Raw genomic sequence first — 20,480 nt, 5'->3', positions numbered from 1 at the left:
ATTTTTCTAGGGTTTGTTTAGACGTTTTTAATGGAAAAATACTTTTATGAACAGTGTTTAGGGAGAAAAGTTCTCTATCTTGTTTTTACACAAGATAGAGAACCGGAAAGATAAAAATATTTTTATTTATCGTTGTTATCCAAAATTTCTACATCAGCATCTTCAATATGTTCATTATCTGAAGAGCTGCTACTTGAAGGAGGCTTTGTACTGAAACTGTGTTTCTTTAAGTCCTCTGTATTGATATTGGGACCACCTTGAGGATTAGCTGCGGATGCAGCAGCAGCAGCAGCAGATTGTGTTTGCATAGCTTCTCCAATTTTTTGCATATGCTTACTCAGTTCTTCGGTTACCTCTTTGATTTTTTCAATAGGGGCATCGTCTTTAAGTGCTGTACGCACATTTTCGACCCGCTCTTGAATTTCTTGTGTTAGAGTTTCAGGAATTTGCTCTTTATAATCTTTAAGAGCTTTCTCGGCTCGAAATATCATACTATCAGCTTCGTTTTTCACATCCGAAACTTCACGACGTTTTTTATCCTCTTCTTGATTGAGCTCAGCATCGCGAATCATCCTTTGAATTTCGTCTTCTTGGAGTCCTGAACTTGCTTCAATACGAATTTTCTGTTCTTTTCCACTAGCAACATCTTTGGCTGAAACGTGAAGAATACCGTTAGCATCGATGTCGAAGGAGACTTCGATTTGAGGGTGTCCACGTGGTGCAGGAGGAATATCGGTAAGGTCAAATCTTCCGATTTCCTTGTTGTCTTTAGCCATGGGACGTTCACCCTGCAGAACAACGATGGTGACTGCAGGTTGGTTATCTGTAGCTGTGGAGAAGATTTGTTTTTTCTGTGTAGGAATTGTTGTGTTTCTCTCAACAAGAGGGGTCATTACACCTCCTAGGGTTTCAATTCCTAGAGAGAGAGGGATGACATCAAGGAGAAGAACGTCTTTAACTTCGCCTCCAAGAACCCCGCCTTGAATCGCGGCTCCGACAGCAACTACCTCATCAGGATTGACCCCTTTGTTGGGTTCTTTTCCGAAAAGTTCTTTCACTGTTTCTTGGACTGCAGGCATTCGAGACATTCCACCCACAAGGAGTACGTCATCGATATCTTTTGCTGAGAGCTTAGCATCGCTTAAAGCTTTAATACAAGGGGACTTAGTGCGTTCAATCAGAGAAGCTGCAAGCTTTTCGAATTGTGCGCGTGTTAGAGTCAAGGCAAGGTGCTTAGGTCCTTGTGCATCCATAGTGATGAAGGGTTGGTTGATCTCTGTAGAAGAGACTCCTGAAAGTTCGATTTTTGCTTTTTCCGCAGCATCTTTGAGCCTTTGTAATGCCATATTATCTTTGCTAAGGTCGATGCCTTCTTGTTTTCGAAATTCTTCAATCATCCATTTGATGATGACTTCATCGAAATCGTCACCACCGAGGTGGGTGTCTCCATTTGTTGATAGGACTTCAAAAACACCATCACCAATTTCTAAGATGGAGATATCAAAAGTTCCTCCTCCAAGATCAAAGACGGCAATTTTTTTATCGCCTGCTTTGTCTATACCGTAGGCAAGAGCAGCAGCTGTAGGCTCGGGGATGATACGTTTCACATCTAATCCTGCGATGCGGCCAGCATCTTTTGTTGATGCTCTTTGCGAGTCATTGAAGTAGGCAGGAACGGTGATTACAGCTTCCGTAACAGTTTCTCCTAGATAAGCTTCTGCTGTTTCTTTCATTTTTATGAGGACTTGTGCGCCGATTTCTTCAGGAGTGTATTGTTTCCCGTCTACTTCAAATACAGCGTCTCCTTTAGATCCTGCAACGACTTTATAAGGTACGGTTTGGATTTCTGAAGCTACTTCGGAATACTTACGCCCAATAAAACGTTTTGTAGAGCCAAGAGTTTTTTCTGGATTGGTTACTGCTTGACGCTTTGCAGGAATCCCTACCAATTTTTCAGATCCTTTGAAAGCAACGATGGATGGGGTAGTTCTTGCCCCTTCTGATGATGTAATGACTTTAGCTTGTCCTCCCTCCATGACAGATACGCAGGAGTTAGTTGTTCCTAAGTCTATACCTATAATTTTGCTTGATTTTTTGTGTTCACTCATGGTTGATACCTAATCTATAGGGGGTTATATTTTATTCTTTATTTTCTTCGGAGTACGTAGGAGTTTTAGCAACTTTGACTCTTGCTACCCTTAGAGGGCGCTCTCCTATTTTATATCCTTTAGTAAATTCTTCTAGAACAGTTCCTTCAGGAACTTCTAAAGTTTCTTCTGTTTCTACGGCTTCATGGAGGAAGGGATTGAATTTCTGACCTACCGAAGAATATTCAATTATGCCTTTTTCCTCGAAAATTTGTTTAAATTGGTTAAGGATCATAATAAATCCTGTAACCCAATTTTTAACGTCATCAGACATTTGCGTAGCAAAGCCAAGGGCTTTTTCCATACTTTCTATAGGATTGAGGAAGTCTAGTAGAACATTTTCTATAGCATACTGCATAAGTTCTTGACGTTCTTTTTGCATACGTTTACGGGCATTTTCAGACTCCGCAAGTGCCATGAGGTATTTGTCATTTTTTTCATGAAGTTCAGCTTTTAAAGTAACAATTTCTTGCTGTAGATCCTCAATTTCACTATTTGCATCACGAGGTTTTGTATCGTTTTGTTCCTTATATTCAGGTGGGGTGTCTGTCATGATGTCTCCTTAGAAGGTAATAATTTTATTGAAGAGTACCTTGCTAATAGGGTCTGCTCATCAGAAAGTTTGCAATGTGAGCGGCAAGGCCTCCTGAAAGACAATTTAAATTTGTAGAAACTCTGAGTAAGAGTTTCTTCAATTTTATTAGTAAAGAGTTTCAGTGTAGGAAAGACCTCTTTATAAGGAAGATTTACAGGGCCTAGTATACCTAAGGCTCCTAGAGGTGCTTGGTTCATATGATAGGGAATCGTGATTACTGTGCAGCCAAGATAGGGCGTGTTTAGAATGTCAGAAATTTCATTTCCTATAAATGCTGTTAGTCTGTCTTTGCGCATTCCAATATCAAGTAGCTTACACATATGACGTTGATTTTCAAAAAGAGATAGTCCCCTAGCCAATACATCAGGATCTTTGAAGACTTCATAGCGTAAGAGTTTGGATAGTCCTGTTTGATAAAGATCTTCTTCGCTAAAGTTACAATAGCGATTGAGGTAACGAACAACGATCTCATTATAGAGTCTCATACTGACATTTTCTTCGTTTTCCGAGAGTGAGTCACTAGGAGGAAATTTGCGGATGTAATTTTGGAGAAAATTCTCTATTCGCCTCACTGAGGTTGTTTCAAAGGTTTTAGGAAGCCAGAGAGTATCGGTGAATATTTGACCAAACTCTGTAGAGAGGATGACAACAACACGTTGTTCGTCAACTAAGGTCAGTTGGATATTGGTCACGGCGTCATTTTCAAAACGTGGTGAGGAAAAAAACGTAGGAAGATCCAAAACGTCTCCAAGGAGTTCTATCGTTTTCTGTAAATCTTTGATAATATTGCGACTTTCTTTAGGCAATTCATTAAGTTTTTCAAGGACAAGGTCAGAAATGTTTGTATCAAAAACATCTTCTTGATGATCGACGTAATAACGAAAAGCAAGATCCGTAGGGATTCTTCCCCCCGAGACGTGATTTTTTTTTAGAAGCCCTAGAGTTTCAAGCTCCATAAAATAATTTCTTATGGTTGCTGTACTCAGGTCTGAACAGTAACTCTCTTTTAGCGTCTTAGATCCTACAGGTTGGCCTGCTTTTAGATAGAGTTCTATTGTGACAAAAAGGATATAAAGAATTTTCGAATCCCGCTTTGATACCTTTGATTTAACCATTCCGATTTCCAATAAAATAATCGCAACAACGGGCATTATAGGAAAAGAGTTTCTGAAGGTCAAGTAGATTTAGCACTCGAACACCCTGAATGCTAATCTAACTCGCCTTCTATACAAGAGGAGAAGATTCTCGGAGAAGATGTTCCTCACACCAAGTCGGGAAAAGCTCTGGGGAAATGGCCTTTTTTTCTCCTAATCGGGATTCGATTTCTAAGATTCCAGAAAAATGGAATCTCTTACCTAAAATAAGTTTGTAAGGGATCCCAATCAGGTCACTATCTTTAAGTTTAAATCCTAATCTTTCATTGCGATCGTCAAGTAATGGCGCATATCCTTGGGCTTGTAAATCTCTATAAAAAGTTTCGGCAAGCTTTTGAGAGGGGATATCTCCTCCGTTAAATAGGATAGCTATGGAAAAGGGAGCTAGGGTTGGGGGCCATATGATACCGCGTTCATCAGCGAGTTGTTCTATGCAGGCCGCTAGGGTTCTGCCGATGCCGATGCCATAAGTTCCCATCCAGCAAAGTTGTTGTTTGCTTTCTTCGTCTTGAAAGCAAACTTGAAAAGCCTCTGTATAGCGAGTTCCTAGATTGAAGATATGGGCAACTTCAATTCCTCGGTAAATTTTATAAGGAGTGCCAGGATTGCTTGGGCAGGCGTCCCCCTCTTCAGCAAGAAGGAAGTCTACATATTCAGGGCGTGGGAGGTCACGGTCCCAGTTTACATTGATATAGTGCTTGTCTTTTACATTGCCTGCACAGATGAAGTTGGTCATAGGTAGGGTGGTTTCGTCAGCAAAAAAGTCTATGGGACAATTGAGTGGTCCAACAAAGCCTTTTTGAGTGCCGAGAAAGTCTTGAATTTCTTCATCAGAGGCAAGGGCAATATGGTCAGCGTTAAGTCTAGCGGCTACCTTGGTTAAATTGATTTGCCGATCTCCTCGAATGCCGATGGCAGTAAATTTTTCGTGATTGCTATAGGTTAACTTTACTATTAAGGTTTTGAGGATTTTATGTAGAGGAACAGAGAAGAAGGTTCCTAAGTGTTCTATTGTGGAGATGTTGGGGGTAGCAACTTCTTCAATCGAGACGAAGTCTCTATCGTAGGAATATTGCGGGGGCAAGGCAACTGCAGTTTCAATGTTCGCACTATAAGAACCGCTTACGCAAATAGCGTCTTCTCCTAAGGAGGATAAAATTTGGAATTCTTCAGATTTTCCTTTTCCGATTTTCCCTCCATCAGCTTCAACAATCACGTAAGTTAATCCTAGGCGATCAAAAATGTTCTTGTAAGCAGAACGGAGTTTCTCATATTGCTGGTTCATTTGTTCTGGAGAGTTGGAAAAGGTATAGCTATCTTGCATGAGAAGCTCTCGAGAACGCATCAATCCAAATCTAGGACGGATTTCATCTCGAAACTTAGTGGCGATTTGGTAAAGATGGATAGGGAGTTGTTTTTTTCCAGAAAGCCATTGTGCAACAAAAGCACAAATGACTTCTTCGTGTGTGGGTGCCAAACAGAATTGTTTATCTTCTCGATCCACCAGGGTGTAGAGTAGGCCCTCTGAAAGAAAAGTTTGCCATCGCCCGGTCTGCTCCCACAGTTCTGAAGGGTGCAGCAAAGGCAAGAGAAGTTCTTGGCCTCCAATACGATTGAGTTCTTCGCGGATGATTGCTGCCATCTTTAAAACTACACGCCAGAATAAAGGAGTGTAGGTATAAATCCCTTTTCCTGTTCTGAATAAATAGCCGGCTTTTTCTAAGAGTTCGCTTGAGATTACATGAGCATCTTTGTTGGCATTTTTTGAGGTTTTGTAAAAGAGTTGGGAGGTTCTCATGGGATAAGCATTGTGGGTGTTAGGAGTGTTTTGTCATGGGCTCGGTTGGTCTTAGAGTTTGGCGTAAAGGAACCCTCGCCGCAAATTAAATGGCTGCCATCTTAACATAGGAGTTTTTCTAAATCAATGATTTGCACAGAAACTTTACTTTAAATTGAAATTATTTCAAGTATTATCGTATTGAAATTTGTTTCAAGCTTATATCTTTTTAATTAAAATAGAAATTAATTGTTATTAATAAATAAATTATTTTTAGTTATTTCGGTAATATATGTCGTCCATACCCTCTAGTTCTGGAGGAACTCCTCCCTCCCACAATCCTGAAGAAGTCTATGAAGAAGATCTAGATGTAGAGGAAGAAGAAGAAGAATCTATCGAGACTATTACACAAAATGTAGCTCTTCCTATTATTCTTAATCAACAAATCAACCTACCAGGAGTCATTTTTATAGGAGAAGAAGGCCAGCCATCTATGCCAATACAGGAGGCATCTCCTGAAGTTGTAGAAAAAAAGGAGCCGATAAATCCAGTTGAGGAGGTCAATTCACGTGTACAAAAGTTGCTTAGTAATTTAGTGTTTGCTAGTCAGACGGTCGACTCATTTACAAATAGCGTAGGGCAATTGCTCAAATCTACGAAACAAGATCTACGGGATCGCACAAAAACATCCGGAATTAAAGAGAATAAAAGAGAAGCTCTTCGGTTAAGCATGTATTCTTTGCAGCAGAAGCAAAAAGAAATTCTTGAGAATATTTTAAATCTTGAAGAGAAGATTCAGAGTTTGGTAAGTGTTTTAGCTGATTTTCATAAGGATACGATGAACCTCGAGCTATCAGATGTGATAAACACTAGTCAGGATCTGAGGGAAACTGTGGAAATATTGAGTCAGTTGGGCGTGAATGTAGGTTCTAAGGATCAGGGGATCAATCCTGAAGGACGTATACCTTCCCTAGTTGTAACCCTTAGGGAAACCAAGGAAAAACTCGAACAGGTAGTATTACCTACAACACCTGAAGCTATAGATGCTGTGATGGATCAAGATTCTGCTACGACTGTAGAAGAGGAATCTTTGAATGCTTGCGAGAGAATAGCGGAGCAGCTACGTTTATTTCTGGCCGCTTTAGTAGAATTTGTAGAGTTATGTTTTGACCAGCTTGTTTTTAGTTTTGCATGGTTATTAAAACGTCTTGGAGTCGTTGGTGGTGGGTCTTCTACTGTTGTCGTTCAGAACCCTTATCAAAGCTATATGGGAAGGACATCGGATGAGGGGACATCTTCAATAAGAACTGCATTATTAGGAAGATCTGATTTATCAGATCATGAGATAATCAAACGTTCCATGTTTGAAACTGTTCACCGAGGGCCTTCTCAGAAGAAAAAGAATTCCCAAGAACAATCAGGAGGAGATGAGGGTCAGGAAGAAAACAAGTGAGGAGGGTTATCAAAGGTTATTCAAAAAATAGAGAAAAAAGTCTTAAGTTTATGCGAAGGATATTTTTACCTTGAATCTTAACTAGTATTGAAATTCTTTGTTTATTGTTTTTTTTAGTTTTTTTTTGTATGGTGACGTCTGAGATCACGGAGTAGGAGGACGTCCTTTATGATTAGAAAGGGAAGGAAATGGGTGTTAGTATTTTTAGCTTTAGGAGCACTTGTTTCTACCGCATGTTGTTTGTGGTCTGGAGGAAAAACTCGATGTCCGTCGCAAAAATATCTCCCTATCATTAATCGTTTCCTAGAAATGTGTGGGTTACCAGAAGTAGAAAATTCTGAGGAATTGATTGAAGCAACGTCTTCTTGGACATTAGCTCCTACGGAACGTTTTTCTGGGGAGTTGCTTTCTCTTTGTTCAATTAAGGATGAACATGCCTTTTATAATGATCTTTCGCTTTTGCGTATGACGCAAGCTGTCCCTGCGTATGCAGCAACCTATGATTGCGCTGTAATTTTTGGAGGACCTCTACCTGCTGTACGTCAACGCTTAGATTTTTTAGCTCGTGAGTGGCAGCGTGGTGTGCGTTTTAAGCAAATTATTTTTCTTTGTGGCGTGCGAGGGCGCTATAAAACAATCGAAGAGCAAGAGCATTTTTTTGATTCTCGCTATAATCCTTTTCCAACAGAAGAAAATTGGCGAGCTTCAGAACAGACAATGCCAGATTCTGAAGAAGGAATTGCGAAGTTTGTCTGGGCACAGATGCTTTTGCCTAGAGCGTGGCGCGATACTTCGTCAGGTGTTAAGGTTGTTTTTTTACTTGCAGAGCCTGGAGATGAGAGACCTGTGGCTAATCGCCAAGATACGTTAAGAATCTTTCGCTCATATTATCAGGAAACATTCCCTGCGCGCATAATGTTTGTAAGTAGTCAGCCCTTCATCTGTTTAGATGCTTGTCGTCTAGAAAAGTTTTTCCAAAGAGAAAACTATGATATTGCGGGACCTGGCTTTGCTCAAGGTGTATTGAAGTACCATTGGGCTTCAAGAGTTTGTCTTCATACATTAGCCGTATGGTTACAAGAAACCCGAGGTTGTCTCAATCTTAATATTTGTCAAGAATAACCTATGCACGTTGGGTACTGGTGTTTGGAGGTAAAAGTTTTTCCTAAGGCTAAGGAAAATAAAATTCTTAGTTTTGACGGAAAGACTTTAAAAATTCGCGTTACAGAGCCTCCAGAAAAAGGCAAAGCAAATGACGCCGTGGTTGCCTTATTAGCAAAGGCTTTATCTCTTCCTAAGCGTGAGGTTACTTTGGTATCTGGAGAAACCTCACGGAAAAAAAAATTCTTCTTCCTGAGAAAGTACATGCCCTTGTGCTTTCTTGGAAGGAAGATATTTAAGCAGCTGCTGTATTTTTATCTTCGGCAGACTTTTCTATAGATTTTTTGTTTTTAAAGGTTATTGAAAAGAATTGTTTACGTTCTGCTTTATTAAGTTTTACTCCTAAACTTTTAATTACATCTTCATTAAATGTTGTTGTTTGAGGCAGGGGATCAATAAGGATTTTACGTAGAGTCTCGATGTTATCACAGTTATAAAGCAGGTGGTGAACAAGCTGCGCAATTTGTTCTCCAGATTTTTTATAGTCCACACTACAGGCAACACAAGCACCTTCGGCTACTAGCGAAAGATCATCAGTAACAATAGGGATTTTTGCTTTAAGAATATCTTGAAGAAAGGAAGTTCCTTCTTTGTGAGATAAGGAAGAAAGGGGAATAAAGATTGCTGAAGGATGTTTTTCAATCGCTTGCTGTATACGTGCTTTGAAGGTACTGCTAGTAATGGGAATTTCAATAACTTCAATTCCTGAGGTGTGAAGTTTTTTGACAATTTCCTTTTGTAGATTAGAAGGGAAAGGTTCTGGTGGTTTTAAATAGACGACCAACTGGGTATTTGTGGTTACTGTTTGAATGGCAAAGCAGTATTGATTAACGTCTAGATTGTCATGCACTCCGTAGGCATTGAGTTGATTTTTAGGGAAAGACAAAGTTTCCCCATCGGGAACTGCGGCGTAGACAATAGGTTTTTGTGTTTCGATGTGACTCATAATCTTTGTGGCAATAGTTCCCAAAGTTACGATAGCTACTATGTTGTTATCCTTATGTAAGAAACGTGCAAGTCTACGTGCTTTAATTATGTTATCTTGAGCATTTACAATGATAACTTCTGGAAAATTATCTAAACTTTTTAGTGTCTCTATGCAACTTTGGCTACAATCTTCTAAAAGAGGATGGGAAAAAGAAAGGAAAATCGCGATTTTAGGAGAAAGATTGCGCTCATGGTATGAACCCTGTAGGATCACGAAGAAAAAAGAAAAAAACAGGCTAAGGAAAAAGAAACATTGGGTGATTTTGCGAAGAATAATCATAGAGAAACCAGAGTATCAGCTGGGAGGGTTTGGGTTAAGCGTTCACAGGCAAGTGTGATGTGATCGGGGGTGGCAAAAGCTGAAAATCGAACAAACCCTTTTCCATAATTGCCAAAGCCGTATCCGGGTGTTATAGCGATGTGATAATAATTTAAAAAAAAGTCTAAAGCTTCTTCATCAGAAATAGCTGAAGGTAGCTCCACCCAGAGGTAGGGGGCATGGTTGCCTCCATATACGGAGAACCCTGATGTTTGTAAAGCTGTCCGCAGTTTTCGACTACTATCAAGATAAGAGCTGATAGCTGGTGGTAAGGGAAAAAGATCAAGTCCAGTGTAGGCACCCTCTTGTATAGGTAACGAAGCACCGTTGAATATTGTGGATAAAAGACGTTTCCAGTCTTCGATGATGGGATTTCCGTTGTTATAGGTCAGATCTTTAGGAACCACGGTCCATCCTAAGCGCATTCCTGAGAAGCCTAGAGTCTTAGAGAAGGAGTTGATTTCTATAGCACAGAATTTCGCTTCTGGGATTTCAAAAATACTTTTCGGCAGGTTAGGATCTGAAATAAATGCATTATAGACAGCATCGAAAAGCAAAATGATCCCTCGATCGTTCGCATAGTTTACAAGAGCTTGCATCTGCGTAAAATTTAAAACACTTCCCGTGGGATTGTTAGGGTAGCAAAGACAAAGTAAGTCAAAAGTCTCATTTTGAGGGAGTTTGGGAATAAATCCATACTCTTTCTTACAGGGAAGAGCGAGAATCTTCTGGGTGCCAGTAAGATAGGCCATATCAACATAGGCGGGATAGACAGGATCTTGGAGAGCTAGGGTTTTTCCAGGGCCAAAGAGTGAAAAAATACGGAAAATATCAGACTTTGCTCCATCAGAAATGAAGATTTCCTCAGAAGAAATCCGATAGTCATAGATTTCTTTGGCAATTTTCTTTCGCAATGTTTTTAATCCTTCTTCAGGAGCATAACCTTGATATTCATTCTGATTTTTCTGACGGTTACTGGCCTTACCTATCGCTTGAGTTATAGACATGTCTATGGGATAGGTAGTATTGCCTATAGAGAGGTCAATCAGAAGGGTGTCGGGATGGTCTACACGGAATTTGGTTAGTTTATTACTGATAGATGAAAAAAGATAGTGGGGTTCAAGCGCTGAAAAATAAGGGTTTCGTTCCATACGAATTCCAAAAAAATCCTAATCAGTTTGTTAGACATCTTAAAAAAGGCTTGCCTTTTTGGATAGTGATTTCGCGATCTTTTAATTCCTCTCTTTGTAAGAAAATAAGAGACAAATGCTTTTCATTTGGAAAAGGACGTATTTTTTATAATCAAAAATATTTTTTAGAATAGTATTTTATACTTAAAGTATTTTCGTAATTATGAATACAACACAACTATCTCTCAAAGTTCCCTCCATCAAAAGGTTGAGCAAAACTTCGCAAAAAAACAGAGGAAAGATTTGTTATTTTGTTATACAGAAGTCTATCTGCCGCGATGCCATGCATAGAAAACATACCTGTCGAAAGCAGATAGCCTTTTTAATTCAGACTCTAAGATGTCGGTAGCTATAAAAGTAAACATTGGTTGACTCACTTGTTGCTGTTTTTCAGTTATCTGGTGAAAAAAGAAGAGTATTCTTTTCAGATGTCTGAGGATAAGCTATTTTTTAGCTTTGAATCTGTAATTTTATTTCTATAGCTTTGATCATCATCGAGTCTTGAGCTTGAAAATCAAAGAAACTTTGTGAAAAAATACATCTCAAAAAAGTATTTTGGGATCCTATGACTTTAACCTTGATTGAGATCATAAGCATCGTATTTGATAGGAAGAGAATTGAGGTGAAAATTCTAAAAGATAGAAATCTGTAGGAAGTAGAGGAAGTTCTGGGAATGCATGAACTTCTTGGGTAGGAGAGGAATTGCATGATTATTTATAACTGCTATGTTATTGCGAAGTAAATCAATTCTTTTCCATAGACTGCCATTACGATGGGAACAGTTTTTCAATCTCGGCATTATATTTTAGGATTTCTCTGTATATGTTTGTGTGCGATTTCTATAGGGAGTGTTTCTGCAGAGAGACCGGTTTGTGTCGAATGTGAGTGTCAAGATAAGGCGATTTTACGTTCAGAACAACTGCCTGAAAATCTATGGAATTATGAGAATGGCTGTTATCTCACAGGATATGTTCAAGCGCTCCTGGATATGCATTTTTTAGATAGCTGTACTCAAGTTATTGTCGAAGAAAGGACGGCTTATCTTTTTTCTTTACCTGTAGATTCTGTATTATCGGAAGCTATGGTGGAATTTGTCAAAGATCTCCCTTTCATTGCTTCTGTGGAAATTTGCGAGGGTTCTTATTGTGAGTGTATGACGCGCTCTTTCCTAAAACCTCCCACGCTTCCTAAGAAGAAAACTTTAGGGACTCCCATGATTTATGGTAAAGAGGGAATATGGTTACCTCAAAATACAATTCTATTCGCCCCTTTAATTGCTGATCCTCGTCAGGTTACCAACAGCATAGGCATACGGTTTAATGAAAAAGTAATAGGGAATCGCGTAGGGTCAGCAATTTTTGGTGGGGATTTTATTCTTTTACGTCTTTTTGACATTTCGCAATGGCATGGCGATCTTGATATCGGAATTCAAGGGGGAGTATTTTCTGTTTTTGACTTAGATCATCCCGAATCTTGTATGGTAAATTCTGACTTTTTCGTGTCGTGGATTTTTGGCTTCGTTGTAGATACATGGAGTTTTAGATTGCGTTTATGGCATCTTTCGTCCCATTTGGGAGACGAATTTATACTCGCACATCCGAATTTTCCTAGATTTAACCTAAGTGATGAGGGCATTGATTTATTTGTATCTTTTCGCTACAGGTCCCACATTCGTTTGTATGGAGGCTGTGGTTATATTGTTAATAGAGACTTATCTTTTCCTGAGCGTCCTTTTTATTGTGAGTGGGGAGGAGAAATTCGCCCTTTTGGATTGCGCGAAGGAAACTTACATGCGCAACCCATTTTTGCTATGCATTTTCGTTGTTGGGAGGAGCATCATTTTGGCCTAGACCAAACCTACATTTTAGGGATGGAATGGGCAAAATTTCAAGATGTCGGTAGGAAAATTCGTGCTTTTTTAGAGTATCATCAGGGTTTTTCTAAAGAAGGCCAATTTCTGCATGAGCCGTGCAATTATTACGGATTTCGCTTGACTTATGGTTTCTAAATGACAACAAAGCCTTCTCTAGGAGCAGGATATTGTGGTCCTAAGGGTAGAGTCTGGGTAAGATATCTACGAAAGACTTCAATGCCTGCCTCAGCTGATGATAGACAAAACAAGCAGTTGTGTACCCACTCCGAACCTGCGATTGTCCCTGTAGTGCGATTTGTGGTATAAAGAGAAGTTAATTTTGCTTTCCAGTAGTCCTCAGAACCGATGAGGAAAACAGGAACAGGAGCTTTTTTCCCCGTCTTTAAGCTAATCAGTTCCAAGAGCAATTCGAAATCTGTTCCCATGCCTCCAATAACAAAGATGGCCAAGTCTACATGAAAATCTGCTTGGCGTTCTATGAGAGCGGGAAGGCGGTAGGTCATCTTTGCTTCGACATAGGGGTTCGTGTTGGAGGCCGGTACATTCGTATGCTCTATATCAATCAAGTTAGCACAGGAGAGAAGAGAAAGATCTCGGGCAATGTGATTTCCCATAGCCATGATTCCCGATCCTCCGCCTGTAAGAATGGCCAGTGGAGCCTGAGGAGGAAATCCAGGGAAAGTGAATTCTTCAGAAAGGATGTGCATCCCAAGAAGGAGTTCTTGAAGCATATCATCGTAGTCTCCAGGAATGAGAGTGGAGCCGTGAATGCCAATAAAATAGGCATTATAAAATTGGTTTGTTTGTGATGTGGGAACAAACATACCGACATCCTTATTACGTCGTTTGACGTATTGCAAAACACGCCGTGTTTCTTGATCTACCCAAAATACAGAAATTCCTGCGAAGTAAAGATCTAAAAGGAAAAGGCGATCTCTCGGAGAAAAAAATATGCCTTCACTATACGAAGGAATTTGGAAATAAAGGCGTTGAAGATAATGACAGACGGGGTCTGAAAGAAACATTCCCTTAAGCCATGATGTAGGGAAGTATCGAGTGAAGAGTACGCCTTGGCTGGTAATAGCTTCTGTTTCCATAGCTTTTAAAAAAGGAAAACAAGGTTGATGTTCTAGGTAGTTTTGGATAGCTTTGGGATTCTCTTTCCTTGGAAATGAAGCGGGAGGCATGACGATCCATGATGAGGGAGAAAGTTCTGAGATTTCACTGCCTTTGGAGATAAATATAGCAGCTTTTCCTACTTCCTGGGGTGTGGATTCAAAAATTTTAAAAACAGCATCTGAGGATTCTAAAGTTTCCTGCAGCATGTCTCGGTAGAAGAAGAAAGAGCGTTCTTTGTAAGGTTCTAGAGTGAAAAATTCTAAAGGGATTTTTTCCACAGGTTCTGAGGTTTCCCCATAAAATTCATAAATGTCCCCCGATTCCTCTGTTGTAGGTTCTAGAATATCGGCAGTCGTATGACGCAGACCATGGGGAAGAAGATCTTGAACGACTCGGGCAAATACTGTGCGTATGTGCAGGGATTCGGTTTTGATTAAAAGGATTCTTTGGTTTTTAGGTAAGGCGATTTGATTTTCTTGACGCTGATATAAAGAAAGGAATTTGCGTATTTTTAGCTCAGGATGGCTTAATGCTTTGCTCATAAGAGGAAGAAAACCGTAGATAGTTTCCTCATAAGTGATGATTCCTGGCAAGACGGGTAAAGAGACTATAAGCCGGTCATCTATAATATCAAAGGTGATTTGTTGTTCGAGTTTTTCCCCAAAGCGGAGGAGAGGCTTTCCCTCTCTATCCGTATGTTTGAGCATGCGTTCAAGGTAACAGGGAGAGCGTACTAATCGACGTTTATCAATGGCAAAAAGCTTGCAGATAAAATTGTTGGGCTTTAAAAGACTCAACATTTCAGTAGCTATTGGATCTTGACTATTGAAATGGATTCCGAGGTGCGCTTCTTTTTTGGTTTTATTCAACTCACATTGATTTAAGATAGCTTCAACTCCGAGTTGGGCAAGAGAACTTTTTAAGTTGAGGTGCAGACACTCTTGAGGTAGCTGAAACCCTAAGAAATACTCAGGGATGGCTTGAATGTGTATTTCTCCTTCATAAAGATGGGAAGAGAGCCTTTTTAGAGGGGTATAAAGATAACCATCAGGAGAAATAACATCATGATGGGTATGGAGTGAATTATACATGGTTGTCAGGTGGTGAGATTCGTGTTTTGTTTTAGAGGAAAAAGGGTTTTAAAACAATATGCAGGAGATGCTACGGCTTGAGTCTTAAAAAGCCAATATCAAGTTCCGTGGATAGGACAAGAAATATACATCTCCTCTTTGGAAACGTAAATAAGCATAAAGACATCAATCTTAAGTCGCTTTGAGAGTGAGTGGAAAAAAACGAGTGCCAACGATGAAAATAATCGATGATTTGCGAAAATTATAGACGATAGATAGAAGAAGACACAAGCGACTCTTTTCAAAAAATAGTGTAGTCGACTCCAAGCAGTCAGACATCCTGTGCCGTATGTTTGAAGAATTCTATATAAGACGTATTTTTGTTGTTTGTTGGGCATGGGTTCAGCAGGTAGGATAAAATCAGACCTGTTAAGAGAGTTTTGTCATGTCCCCTCTCGGATTCTAGTTGTAGGAGAGTCAGGAAAATAGAAAGAATCGTCTTTGGGATTGAGAATTATTTTTCTCTGGTTACAATGGAGGATGGTGAAGGAGGATTGGAAACTATGCAGATTTCAAGAAGCATTGGGACACACGACGGTTCTTTTCATGCGGATGAGGTCACGGCATGTGCTCTTCTTATTTTATTCGATCTTGTTGATGAGGAAAAGATCGTTCGTTCTCGCGACCCTAAAAAACTGGCGAAATGCGAATATGTATGTGATGTCGGTGGCATATATTCTTTGGAAGAAAAGCGCTTCGATCACCACCAAGCTTCTTATATAGGACCTTGGAGCAGTGCGGGTATGGTATTGCATTATCTTAAAAAGAAAGGATATATCGATGACGAGGAATATCACTTTTTAAATAATACCTTAGTCCACGGCGTTGATGAACAGGACAATGGAAGATTTTTCTCTAAAGAGGGATTTTGCTCATTTTCTGATATTATTAAAATCTATAATCCTCGAGAGGAAGAGGAAAAGAGTACCGATGCCGATTTTTCTTTTGCTCTTCATTTTACTATTGATTTTTTACGTCGTCTGCGGAAGAAATTTTACTATGACCGTATTTGTAGAGATATTGTTAAAAAGGTTATGGATAGTGAAGATCTTTGTTTGTACTTTAATCGTCCTTTAGCATGGCAGGAGAATTTCTTTTTCTTGGGGGGAGAACAACATCCCGCGGCTTTTGTTTGTTTTCCTTCTTGTGATCAGTGGATTTTGCGTGGAATTCCTCCTAGTCTAGAACGTCGTATGGAAGTGCGCATTCCTTTTCCTGAAGATTGGGCAGGGCTTCTTGGCAAAGAACTTTCTTCTATATCAGGAATTCCAGATGCAGTATTCTGTCATAAAGGTCGCTTCCTTTCTGTATGGAGAAGTCGAGAAAGTTGCCAACGCGCTCTGCAGTTAACATTAGAGAATCAGGGATTGTTATGACAGTTTTTGAAAAAATCATAGAAGGATCTTTACAATGTGAAAAGATCTTTGAAAACGAAAATTTCATAGTGATAAAAGATCGTTTTCCGCAAGCTCCCGTCCATCTTCTTATCGTTCCAAAAAAACATATAAAAAGATTGCAAGATATGCGAAATGAAGACCTTTTCTTGCTTGCAGAAGCAGGAAAAATTATTCAGCAGTTGGTAGAAGAATTCGAGATTGTTGAAGGCTATCGCGTTGTGATTAATAACGGTGTTGAAGGAGGGCAGTCCATATTCCACTTACACATACATCTTTTAGGTGGACGTTCTTTGGGGCCTATAGCTTAGTCTTGATATGTTTTTGTGGATCATTGTGCGGTTCAGATACTCTGCGCTATCGTCTCATGATCCAGGACTTCTCAGAGGCTTCTCAAGAAGGTCTTCGTATATTACATACTAAGTCGTACTCCTATTTACAGGCAAAGCTCATCCTAAAAGCTTTTGTACACCAACGAGCGTTTGATCGTTGGTTTATAAGCTTTGAAAAATGCCAGCAACGTTACCCCGAGTTAATTCATGATCGCGATGTGTTGGAAGAACTTGGTATGGGAGTGCTTTATGAAGGTATAGAACATTCTTCTGTGACTGTGCGGGCTATTAGTGTCCTTTCCTTAGGTCTTGCAAGAGATTTTCGTTTGGTACCTTTGGTATTGCGCAGCCTTAATGATGACAGTGCTGTTGTTAGAGCTTTCGCTCTTCAAGTAGCCGCACAATATGGTACGGAGAGTTTGAAACAAGCGATCAGTAAAATCGCTCGTCATGATGACTCTATTCATGTGCGTATGACAGCATATCAGGTGGCGGTGTTATTGCAAATCCATGAACTTCTTCCATTTTTAAACCAGCAAGCAATAAATCCACTGATTGATGGTCAGGAAAGGCGGGAAGCATGGAAAGCCTCTCTAGAACTTGCGCCCCAATTCTTTGATGCAACAATAACCAAAAATGATATCGATCAAGCATTATTTACTTGTGAAATGTTACGTACAAGTAGTTCCCCAAAAGGGAATAAGCTCTTCCTAGAATTGCTCTCTATTCAGCATCCTGAAGTTCAGGAAACGATCTTACAAACAGCTCTTACATGCAGTCGAGAGATTTCTTTAGATAATAAAGAGTTGCTGAGTGCCGTATACCATTTAGCATTGGCTTCTCCTTTCCCGAAGGTGCGGTTGCAAGCCGCAGCTTTTCTGCATTTGCAAGGAGTCCCTTTAGGCCATGATTTGCTTGTTGAAGGTTTACTGTCCCCCTCCTTAATGATAAGTGAGGTAGCCTCTGCAGCTCTGTGTTCTTTAGGGATTCATGGTGCCCCTTTGGCAAAGGAATACCTTAGCTCTGTAGTATCTCGAAAAGCAGCCGCAAACTTGGCGATTTTACTTCTTGTGAGTCGCCAAGATATAGAAAAAGCAGGCAATACGATTGCGAACTACCTTACTAACCCTGAAATGTGTTGGGCCATAGAGCATTTTCTCTGGGACACACGATGGAACCTACAAGGTAACACTCTTCTTCTTTATTCCGATATGGTGAAGCATGAAATTGGTCGAAAACTGATTCGTTTACTAGCAATAACACGTTATAGCCAAGTTAAAGCTGTAACTGCAGCATTTCTTGCCGGTCAACAGGAACAAGGATGGAGTTTCTTTTCTGGGATATTTTGGGAGGAGGGAGACGTTCAGACCTCGGAGTCTCTCACCACAGATGTTTCGTTTGCTGCGAAGCTAGAGGGAGCTTTAGCGACTCTGTGTCAAAAAAAAGATCGGAATTCTTTGCAGAGAGTAGTTGCTTTATATTCTGATAGCCGTTGGCAAGACAAACTTGCTATTCTTGAGGGAATTGCTTTTTCAGAAAATATTGACGCGGTCTCCTTTCTTTTAGATTGCTGTCGTCAGGAGACCCCCTCCCTACGTAGTGCCGCGGCAGGCGCGCTATTTGCTCTTTTTAAGTGATGGACTTTCTAGATATATTTTCTACATCGTTTAAGTCGCAGAGATAGTGAAGATTTCCTTGTTCTCCTTCAGAGCCAATTTCAATTTCCAAAGGTTTTTTCTCAGGAGTCACAGAGATGGTGAGAGATTTGTATTCCTGGAGTGCTACAATCAGAGATTGTAAATTCTGTTCCTGTTTTTCTTTTGAAATTTTATTTTCATAATGTTCTTCGAGAATGTGTAACAATTCATCAATAAAGTGTGCTCCACTAGATATAAATTTTTTTAAGTAGTGCTTAGAAAGTTTTTTTATAGTTGTGTTTAACATATTTTTTTAATTATGTTTTTATTTTTTTATAATCAAAAAGATTTTTTTGTAAAATTTTTTTCTGGATTTTTTATTTGCCACTCACTTATCCTAAATTAGAATCAAAGTTTCAGGATTCTATATTATGCAAGCCTCATCTGTAAGGTTAGATCTACTCCGTGACTTTTTATTTTCTTTAAGTTTTCGTCATTCAGGACGTTACCTCCATCCCTAATTTTTTCTTCTACGTATAAAAACCCTTCTCGTTCACTTCTTCAGTGTTTAGGAGAGAGGATTGTGTATTTTTATTTAGGTTGTAGAGTATAGGATGAACTTTTCATTATTTTTATTTTTCTTATTAGGAATTCAGGCAGTTTGCCTTTATATCGGCCGAGGAAAAGGCTCGCATATGAAAGATCGTGAAAGCTATTTTCTTGCCGGGAGAAGCTTAAGGACCTTTTCTTTAACCATGACGTTTATTGCCACGCAAATAGGGGGAGGGGTATTGTTAGGAACTGCAGAGGAAGCCTCCCACTACGGTGTTCGCGTGATCTTCTACCCCTTAGGTGTCGCCTTAGGATTGATCTTATTGGGTATGGGACCAGGAAAGAAACTTGCTAGTGGCTCTTTAACTACTGTAGTGGCAATTTTTGAGGTAATTTATGGTTCAAAAACACTAAGGAAAACTGCCTTTATACTTTCGGCTTTCTCCTTGTTTTTTATTCTTACCGCCCAGACTATTGCTCTTGATACACTGTTCAGTATGTTTTCTTATGGTAAACTTTTGACTTTAGTCTTTTGGGCAGCTCTCGCATGTTACACTTCCATAGGAGGATTTCACGGTGTAGTAAGAACGGATATTGTTCAGGCAGCATTTCTCCTCATTGCCGTGGTGTGTTGCGGTATTGCTGTCTGGTATCATGCTCCACAAACTTTGGAAATTATCCAGAAACCTGCCTTGCTTTCCTCTGCAAAATTATTGAGTTGGATTTTCATGCCCATGCTTTTCATGATTGTAGAACAAGATATGGTACAGAGATGTGTTGCGGCTTCCTCTCCTAAGCATTTGCAGAGATCAGCGATAACCGCAGGCCTTGTCCTCCTTCTTTTCAACTTCATTCCTTTGTTTTTAGGATCCTTAGGAGGGCGTATGGGCATTGCTGGAGATTGTCCCCTTATCGATACGGTTGCTTATTTCTGCGGCCCTTCCTTGGCAGCTCTGATGGCAGCCGCTATCGGCATAGCCATCCTTTCTACTGCAGATTCATTGATTAGCGCAGTAGCGCAACTCATAGTCGAAGAGCTTCCCTCTTTACAGACTGCTTATTACCGTTACTTGGTTTTGGGCTTGGCTGCTGCAGCCCCTATTGTAGCTGTGGGTTTTACGAACATTGTCGATGTACTCATTCTGAGCTATAGCCTATCCGTATGTTGTCTTTCTGTTCCTATTGGCATTGTCCTTTTAACCTCCTATCGTGCGAGCAAAATAGCCGCATGGGCCGCGGTGCTTGTAGGAGGAATAAGCTATCTTCTGATGCGCGTTCTCCCTATGGGTGGTTGCGGAGAACTTTGTGCATGGTTGAGTTCTTTAGTCTCTTTTTGTTGCGTAGAATGTTTTCACGTATACTCGAAAAAGCGTTTGAAAAATTTGTTTCAAGAAGAAAGAGATTAAGTTCTTACATATTTCTTGCTCTTCTTTAAAGAAGAGCAAGAAATTTAAGACTATTCAGAAATCGGAGCAGGAAGTTGTTTGAGTTGGGAGAGAAGATCAATAAGTGAGGAGAGCAAAGCCTGATAAAAAGTTTCATCAGAATGTTCGATAAATCCTTTAAGAAGCTTTCTGCTATATTTAATTAACCAGTACAGAGCACAAAGCAGACATTGTAAAATATAAAATTTACATGCTTGTTTTACCATAAACCTCCA

Annotated in this window: 17 protein-coding genes; 8 read left to right on the top strand and 9 right to left on the bottom strand. The window is 39.8% G+C overall.

Annotation, left to right across the window (positions count from 1 at the left end):
- Positions 1-122 precede the first annotated feature (122 nt).
- From dnaK to Cs308_RS00505, 4 genes are all read right to left on the bottom strand, one after another.
- Complete coding sequence (gene dnaK, locus Cs308_RS00520; RefSeq protein WP_066481355.1) at positions 123-2,108, bottom strand: molecular chaperone DnaK; 1,986 nt, start codon at positions 2,106-2,108, stop codon at positions 123-125.
- Between the two features lie 31 nt (positions 2,109-2,139).
- A complete protein-coding gene (locus Cs308_RS00515) occupies positions 2,140-2,700 on the bottom strand; it encodes a nucleotide exchange factor GrpE (protein WP_066481353.1) in 561 nt (186 codons plus the stop codon).
- The gene (hrcA, locus tag Cs308_RS00510) at positions 2,697-3,893 is read right to left on the bottom strand and encodes a heat-inducible transcriptional repressor HrcA (protein ID WP_197481293.1); all 1,197 of its coding nucleotides are present in this window, start codon (positions 3,891-3,893) and stop codon (positions 2,697-2,699) included. Before hrcA ends, Cs308_RS00515 begins: the two co-directional genes overlap by 4 nt.
- Before the next feature lie 73 nt (positions 3,894-3,966).
- The gene (locus Cs308_RS00505) at positions 3,967-5,694 is read right to left on the bottom strand and encodes a proline--tRNA ligase (protein ID WP_066481351.1); all 1,728 of its coding nucleotides are present in this window, start codon (positions 5,692-5,694) and stop codon (positions 3,967-3,969) included.
- Between the two features lie 271 nt (positions 5,695-5,965).
- On the opposite strand from Cs308_RS00505, the gene Cs308_RS00500 reads away from it, so the two are divergent.
- The 3 genes from Cs308_RS00500 to Cs308_RS04940 all read left to right on the top strand — a co-directional run bounded on the left by Cs308_RS00500 (position 5,966) and on the right by Cs308_RS04940 (position 8,566).
- Positions 5,966-7,126, top strand: coding sequence for a CT392 family protein (locus tag Cs308_RS00500; protein WP_066481349.1), 1,161 nt, complete (start codon positions 5,966-5,968; stop codon positions 7,124-7,126).
- A gap of 168 nt (positions 7,127-7,294) precedes the next feature.
- A complete protein-coding gene (locus tag Cs308_RS00495) occupies positions 7,295-8,248 on the top strand; it encodes a hypothetical protein (RefSeq protein WP_066481346.1) in 954 nt (317 codons plus the stop codon).
- Between the two features lie 3 nt (positions 8,249-8,251).
- Positions 8,252-8,566 (top strand): DUF167 family protein, encoded by a 315-nt coding sequence (locus Cs308_RS04940; RefSeq protein ID WP_338025221.1) that lies wholly within the window; start codon positions 8,252-8,254, stop codon positions 8,564-8,566.
- Here Cs308_RS04940 and Cs308_RS00485 read toward each other — a convergent pair.
- Together Cs308_RS00485 and Cs308_RS00480 are read right to left on the bottom strand one after the other, a co-directional pair.
- Positions 8,523-9,551 (bottom strand): ABC transporter substrate-binding protein, encoded by a 1,029-nt coding sequence (locus Cs308_RS00485; RefSeq protein WP_197481300.1) that lies wholly within the window; start codon positions 9,549-9,551, stop codon positions 8,523-8,525. The two genes, Cs308_RS04940 and Cs308_RS00485, sit on opposite strands and share 44 nt — an antisense overlap.
- A complete protein-coding gene (locus Cs308_RS00480; protein ID WP_066481337.1) occupies positions 9,551-10,744 on the bottom strand; it encodes an LL-diaminopimelate aminotransferase in 1,194 nt (397 codons plus the stop codon). The genes Cs308_RS00485 and Cs308_RS00480 overlap by 1 nt, the downstream gene beginning before the upstream one ends.
- 811 nt (positions 10,745-11,555) lie before the next feature.
- On the opposite strand from Cs308_RS00480, the gene Cs308_RS00475 reads away from it, so the two are divergent.
- On the top strand, positions 11,556-12,791 hold the full coding sequence (locus Cs308_RS00475) for a DUF1207 domain-containing protein (protein WP_066481335.1): 1,236 nt from the start codon (positions 11,556-11,558) through the stop codon (positions 12,789-12,791).
- Here Cs308_RS00475 and Cs308_RS00470 read toward each other — a convergent pair.
- On the bottom strand, positions 12,788-14,866 hold the full coding sequence (locus tag Cs308_RS00470) for an LOG family protein (protein ID WP_066481333.1): 2,079 nt from the start codon (positions 14,864-14,866) through the stop codon (positions 12,788-12,790). The two genes, Cs308_RS00475 and Cs308_RS00470, sit on opposite strands and share 4 nt — an antisense overlap.
- Before the next feature lie 542 nt (positions 14,867-15,408).
- On the opposite strand from Cs308_RS00470, the gene Cs308_RS00465 reads away from it, so the two are divergent.
- Genes Cs308_RS00465 through Cs308_RS00455 form a run of 3 tightly spaced genes read left to right on the top strand, consistent with a single transcriptional unit; the run spans position 15,409 to position 18,268 of the window.
- Positions 15,409-16,281 carry an MYG1 family protein gene (locus tag Cs308_RS00465; protein WP_066483297.1) on the top strand — a complete coding sequence of 291 codons (873 nt, stop codon included), beginning with the start codon at positions 15,409-15,411 and terminating at the stop codon, positions 16,279-16,281.
- On the top strand, positions 16,278-16,610 hold the full coding sequence (locus tag Cs308_RS00460) for an HIT domain-containing protein (RefSeq protein WP_066481330.1): 333 nt from the start codon (positions 16,278-16,280) through the stop codon (positions 16,608-16,610). The genes Cs308_RS00465 and Cs308_RS00460 overlap by 4 nt, the downstream gene beginning before the upstream one ends.
- Before the next feature lie 56 nt (positions 16,611-16,666).
- Positions 16,667-18,268 carry a HEAT repeat domain-containing protein gene (locus Cs308_RS00455; RefSeq protein ID WP_156506742.1) on the top strand — a complete coding sequence of 534 codons (1,602 nt, stop codon included), beginning with the start codon at positions 16,667-16,669 and terminating at the stop codon, positions 18,266-18,268.
- On the opposite strand, the gene Cs308_RS00450 is transcribed toward Cs308_RS00455, so the two are convergent.
- Positions 18,261-18,575: a hypothetical protein gene (locus tag Cs308_RS00450; RefSeq protein ID WP_066481328.1), complete on the bottom strand. Its 315-nt coding sequence runs from the start codon at positions 18,573-18,575 to the stop codon at positions 18,261-18,263. The two genes, Cs308_RS00455 and Cs308_RS00450, sit on opposite strands and share 8 nt — an antisense overlap.
- A 307-nt stretch (positions 18,576-18,882) precedes the next feature.
- Here Cs308_RS00450 and Cs308_RS00445 point away from each other — a divergent pair, with 307 nt between their 5' ends.
- A complete protein-coding gene (locus Cs308_RS00445) occupies positions 18,883-20,226 on the top strand; it encodes a sodium:solute symporter family protein (RefSeq protein ID WP_066481326.1) in 1,344 nt (447 codons plus the stop codon).
- A 50-nt stretch (positions 20,227-20,276) separates the two neighbouring features.
- On the opposite strand, the gene Cs308_RS00440 is transcribed toward Cs308_RS00445, so the two are convergent.
- Positions 20,277-20,471 carry a hypothetical protein gene (locus Cs308_RS00440; protein ID WP_066481320.1) on the bottom strand — a complete coding sequence of 65 codons (195 nt, stop codon included), beginning with the start codon at positions 20,469-20,471 and terminating at the stop codon, positions 20,277-20,279.
- Positions 20,472-20,480 lie beyond the last annotated feature (9 nt).

The organism is Candidatus Chlamydia sanziniae, assembly GCF_001653975.1.
GTDB lineage: Bacteria > Chlamydiota > Chlamydiia > Chlamydiales > Chlamydiaceae > Chlamydia > Chlamydia sanziniae.
The sequence above is the reverse complement of the archived record's forward strand: the minus strand, read 5'-3'. Positions and strand labels throughout refer to the sequence as shown.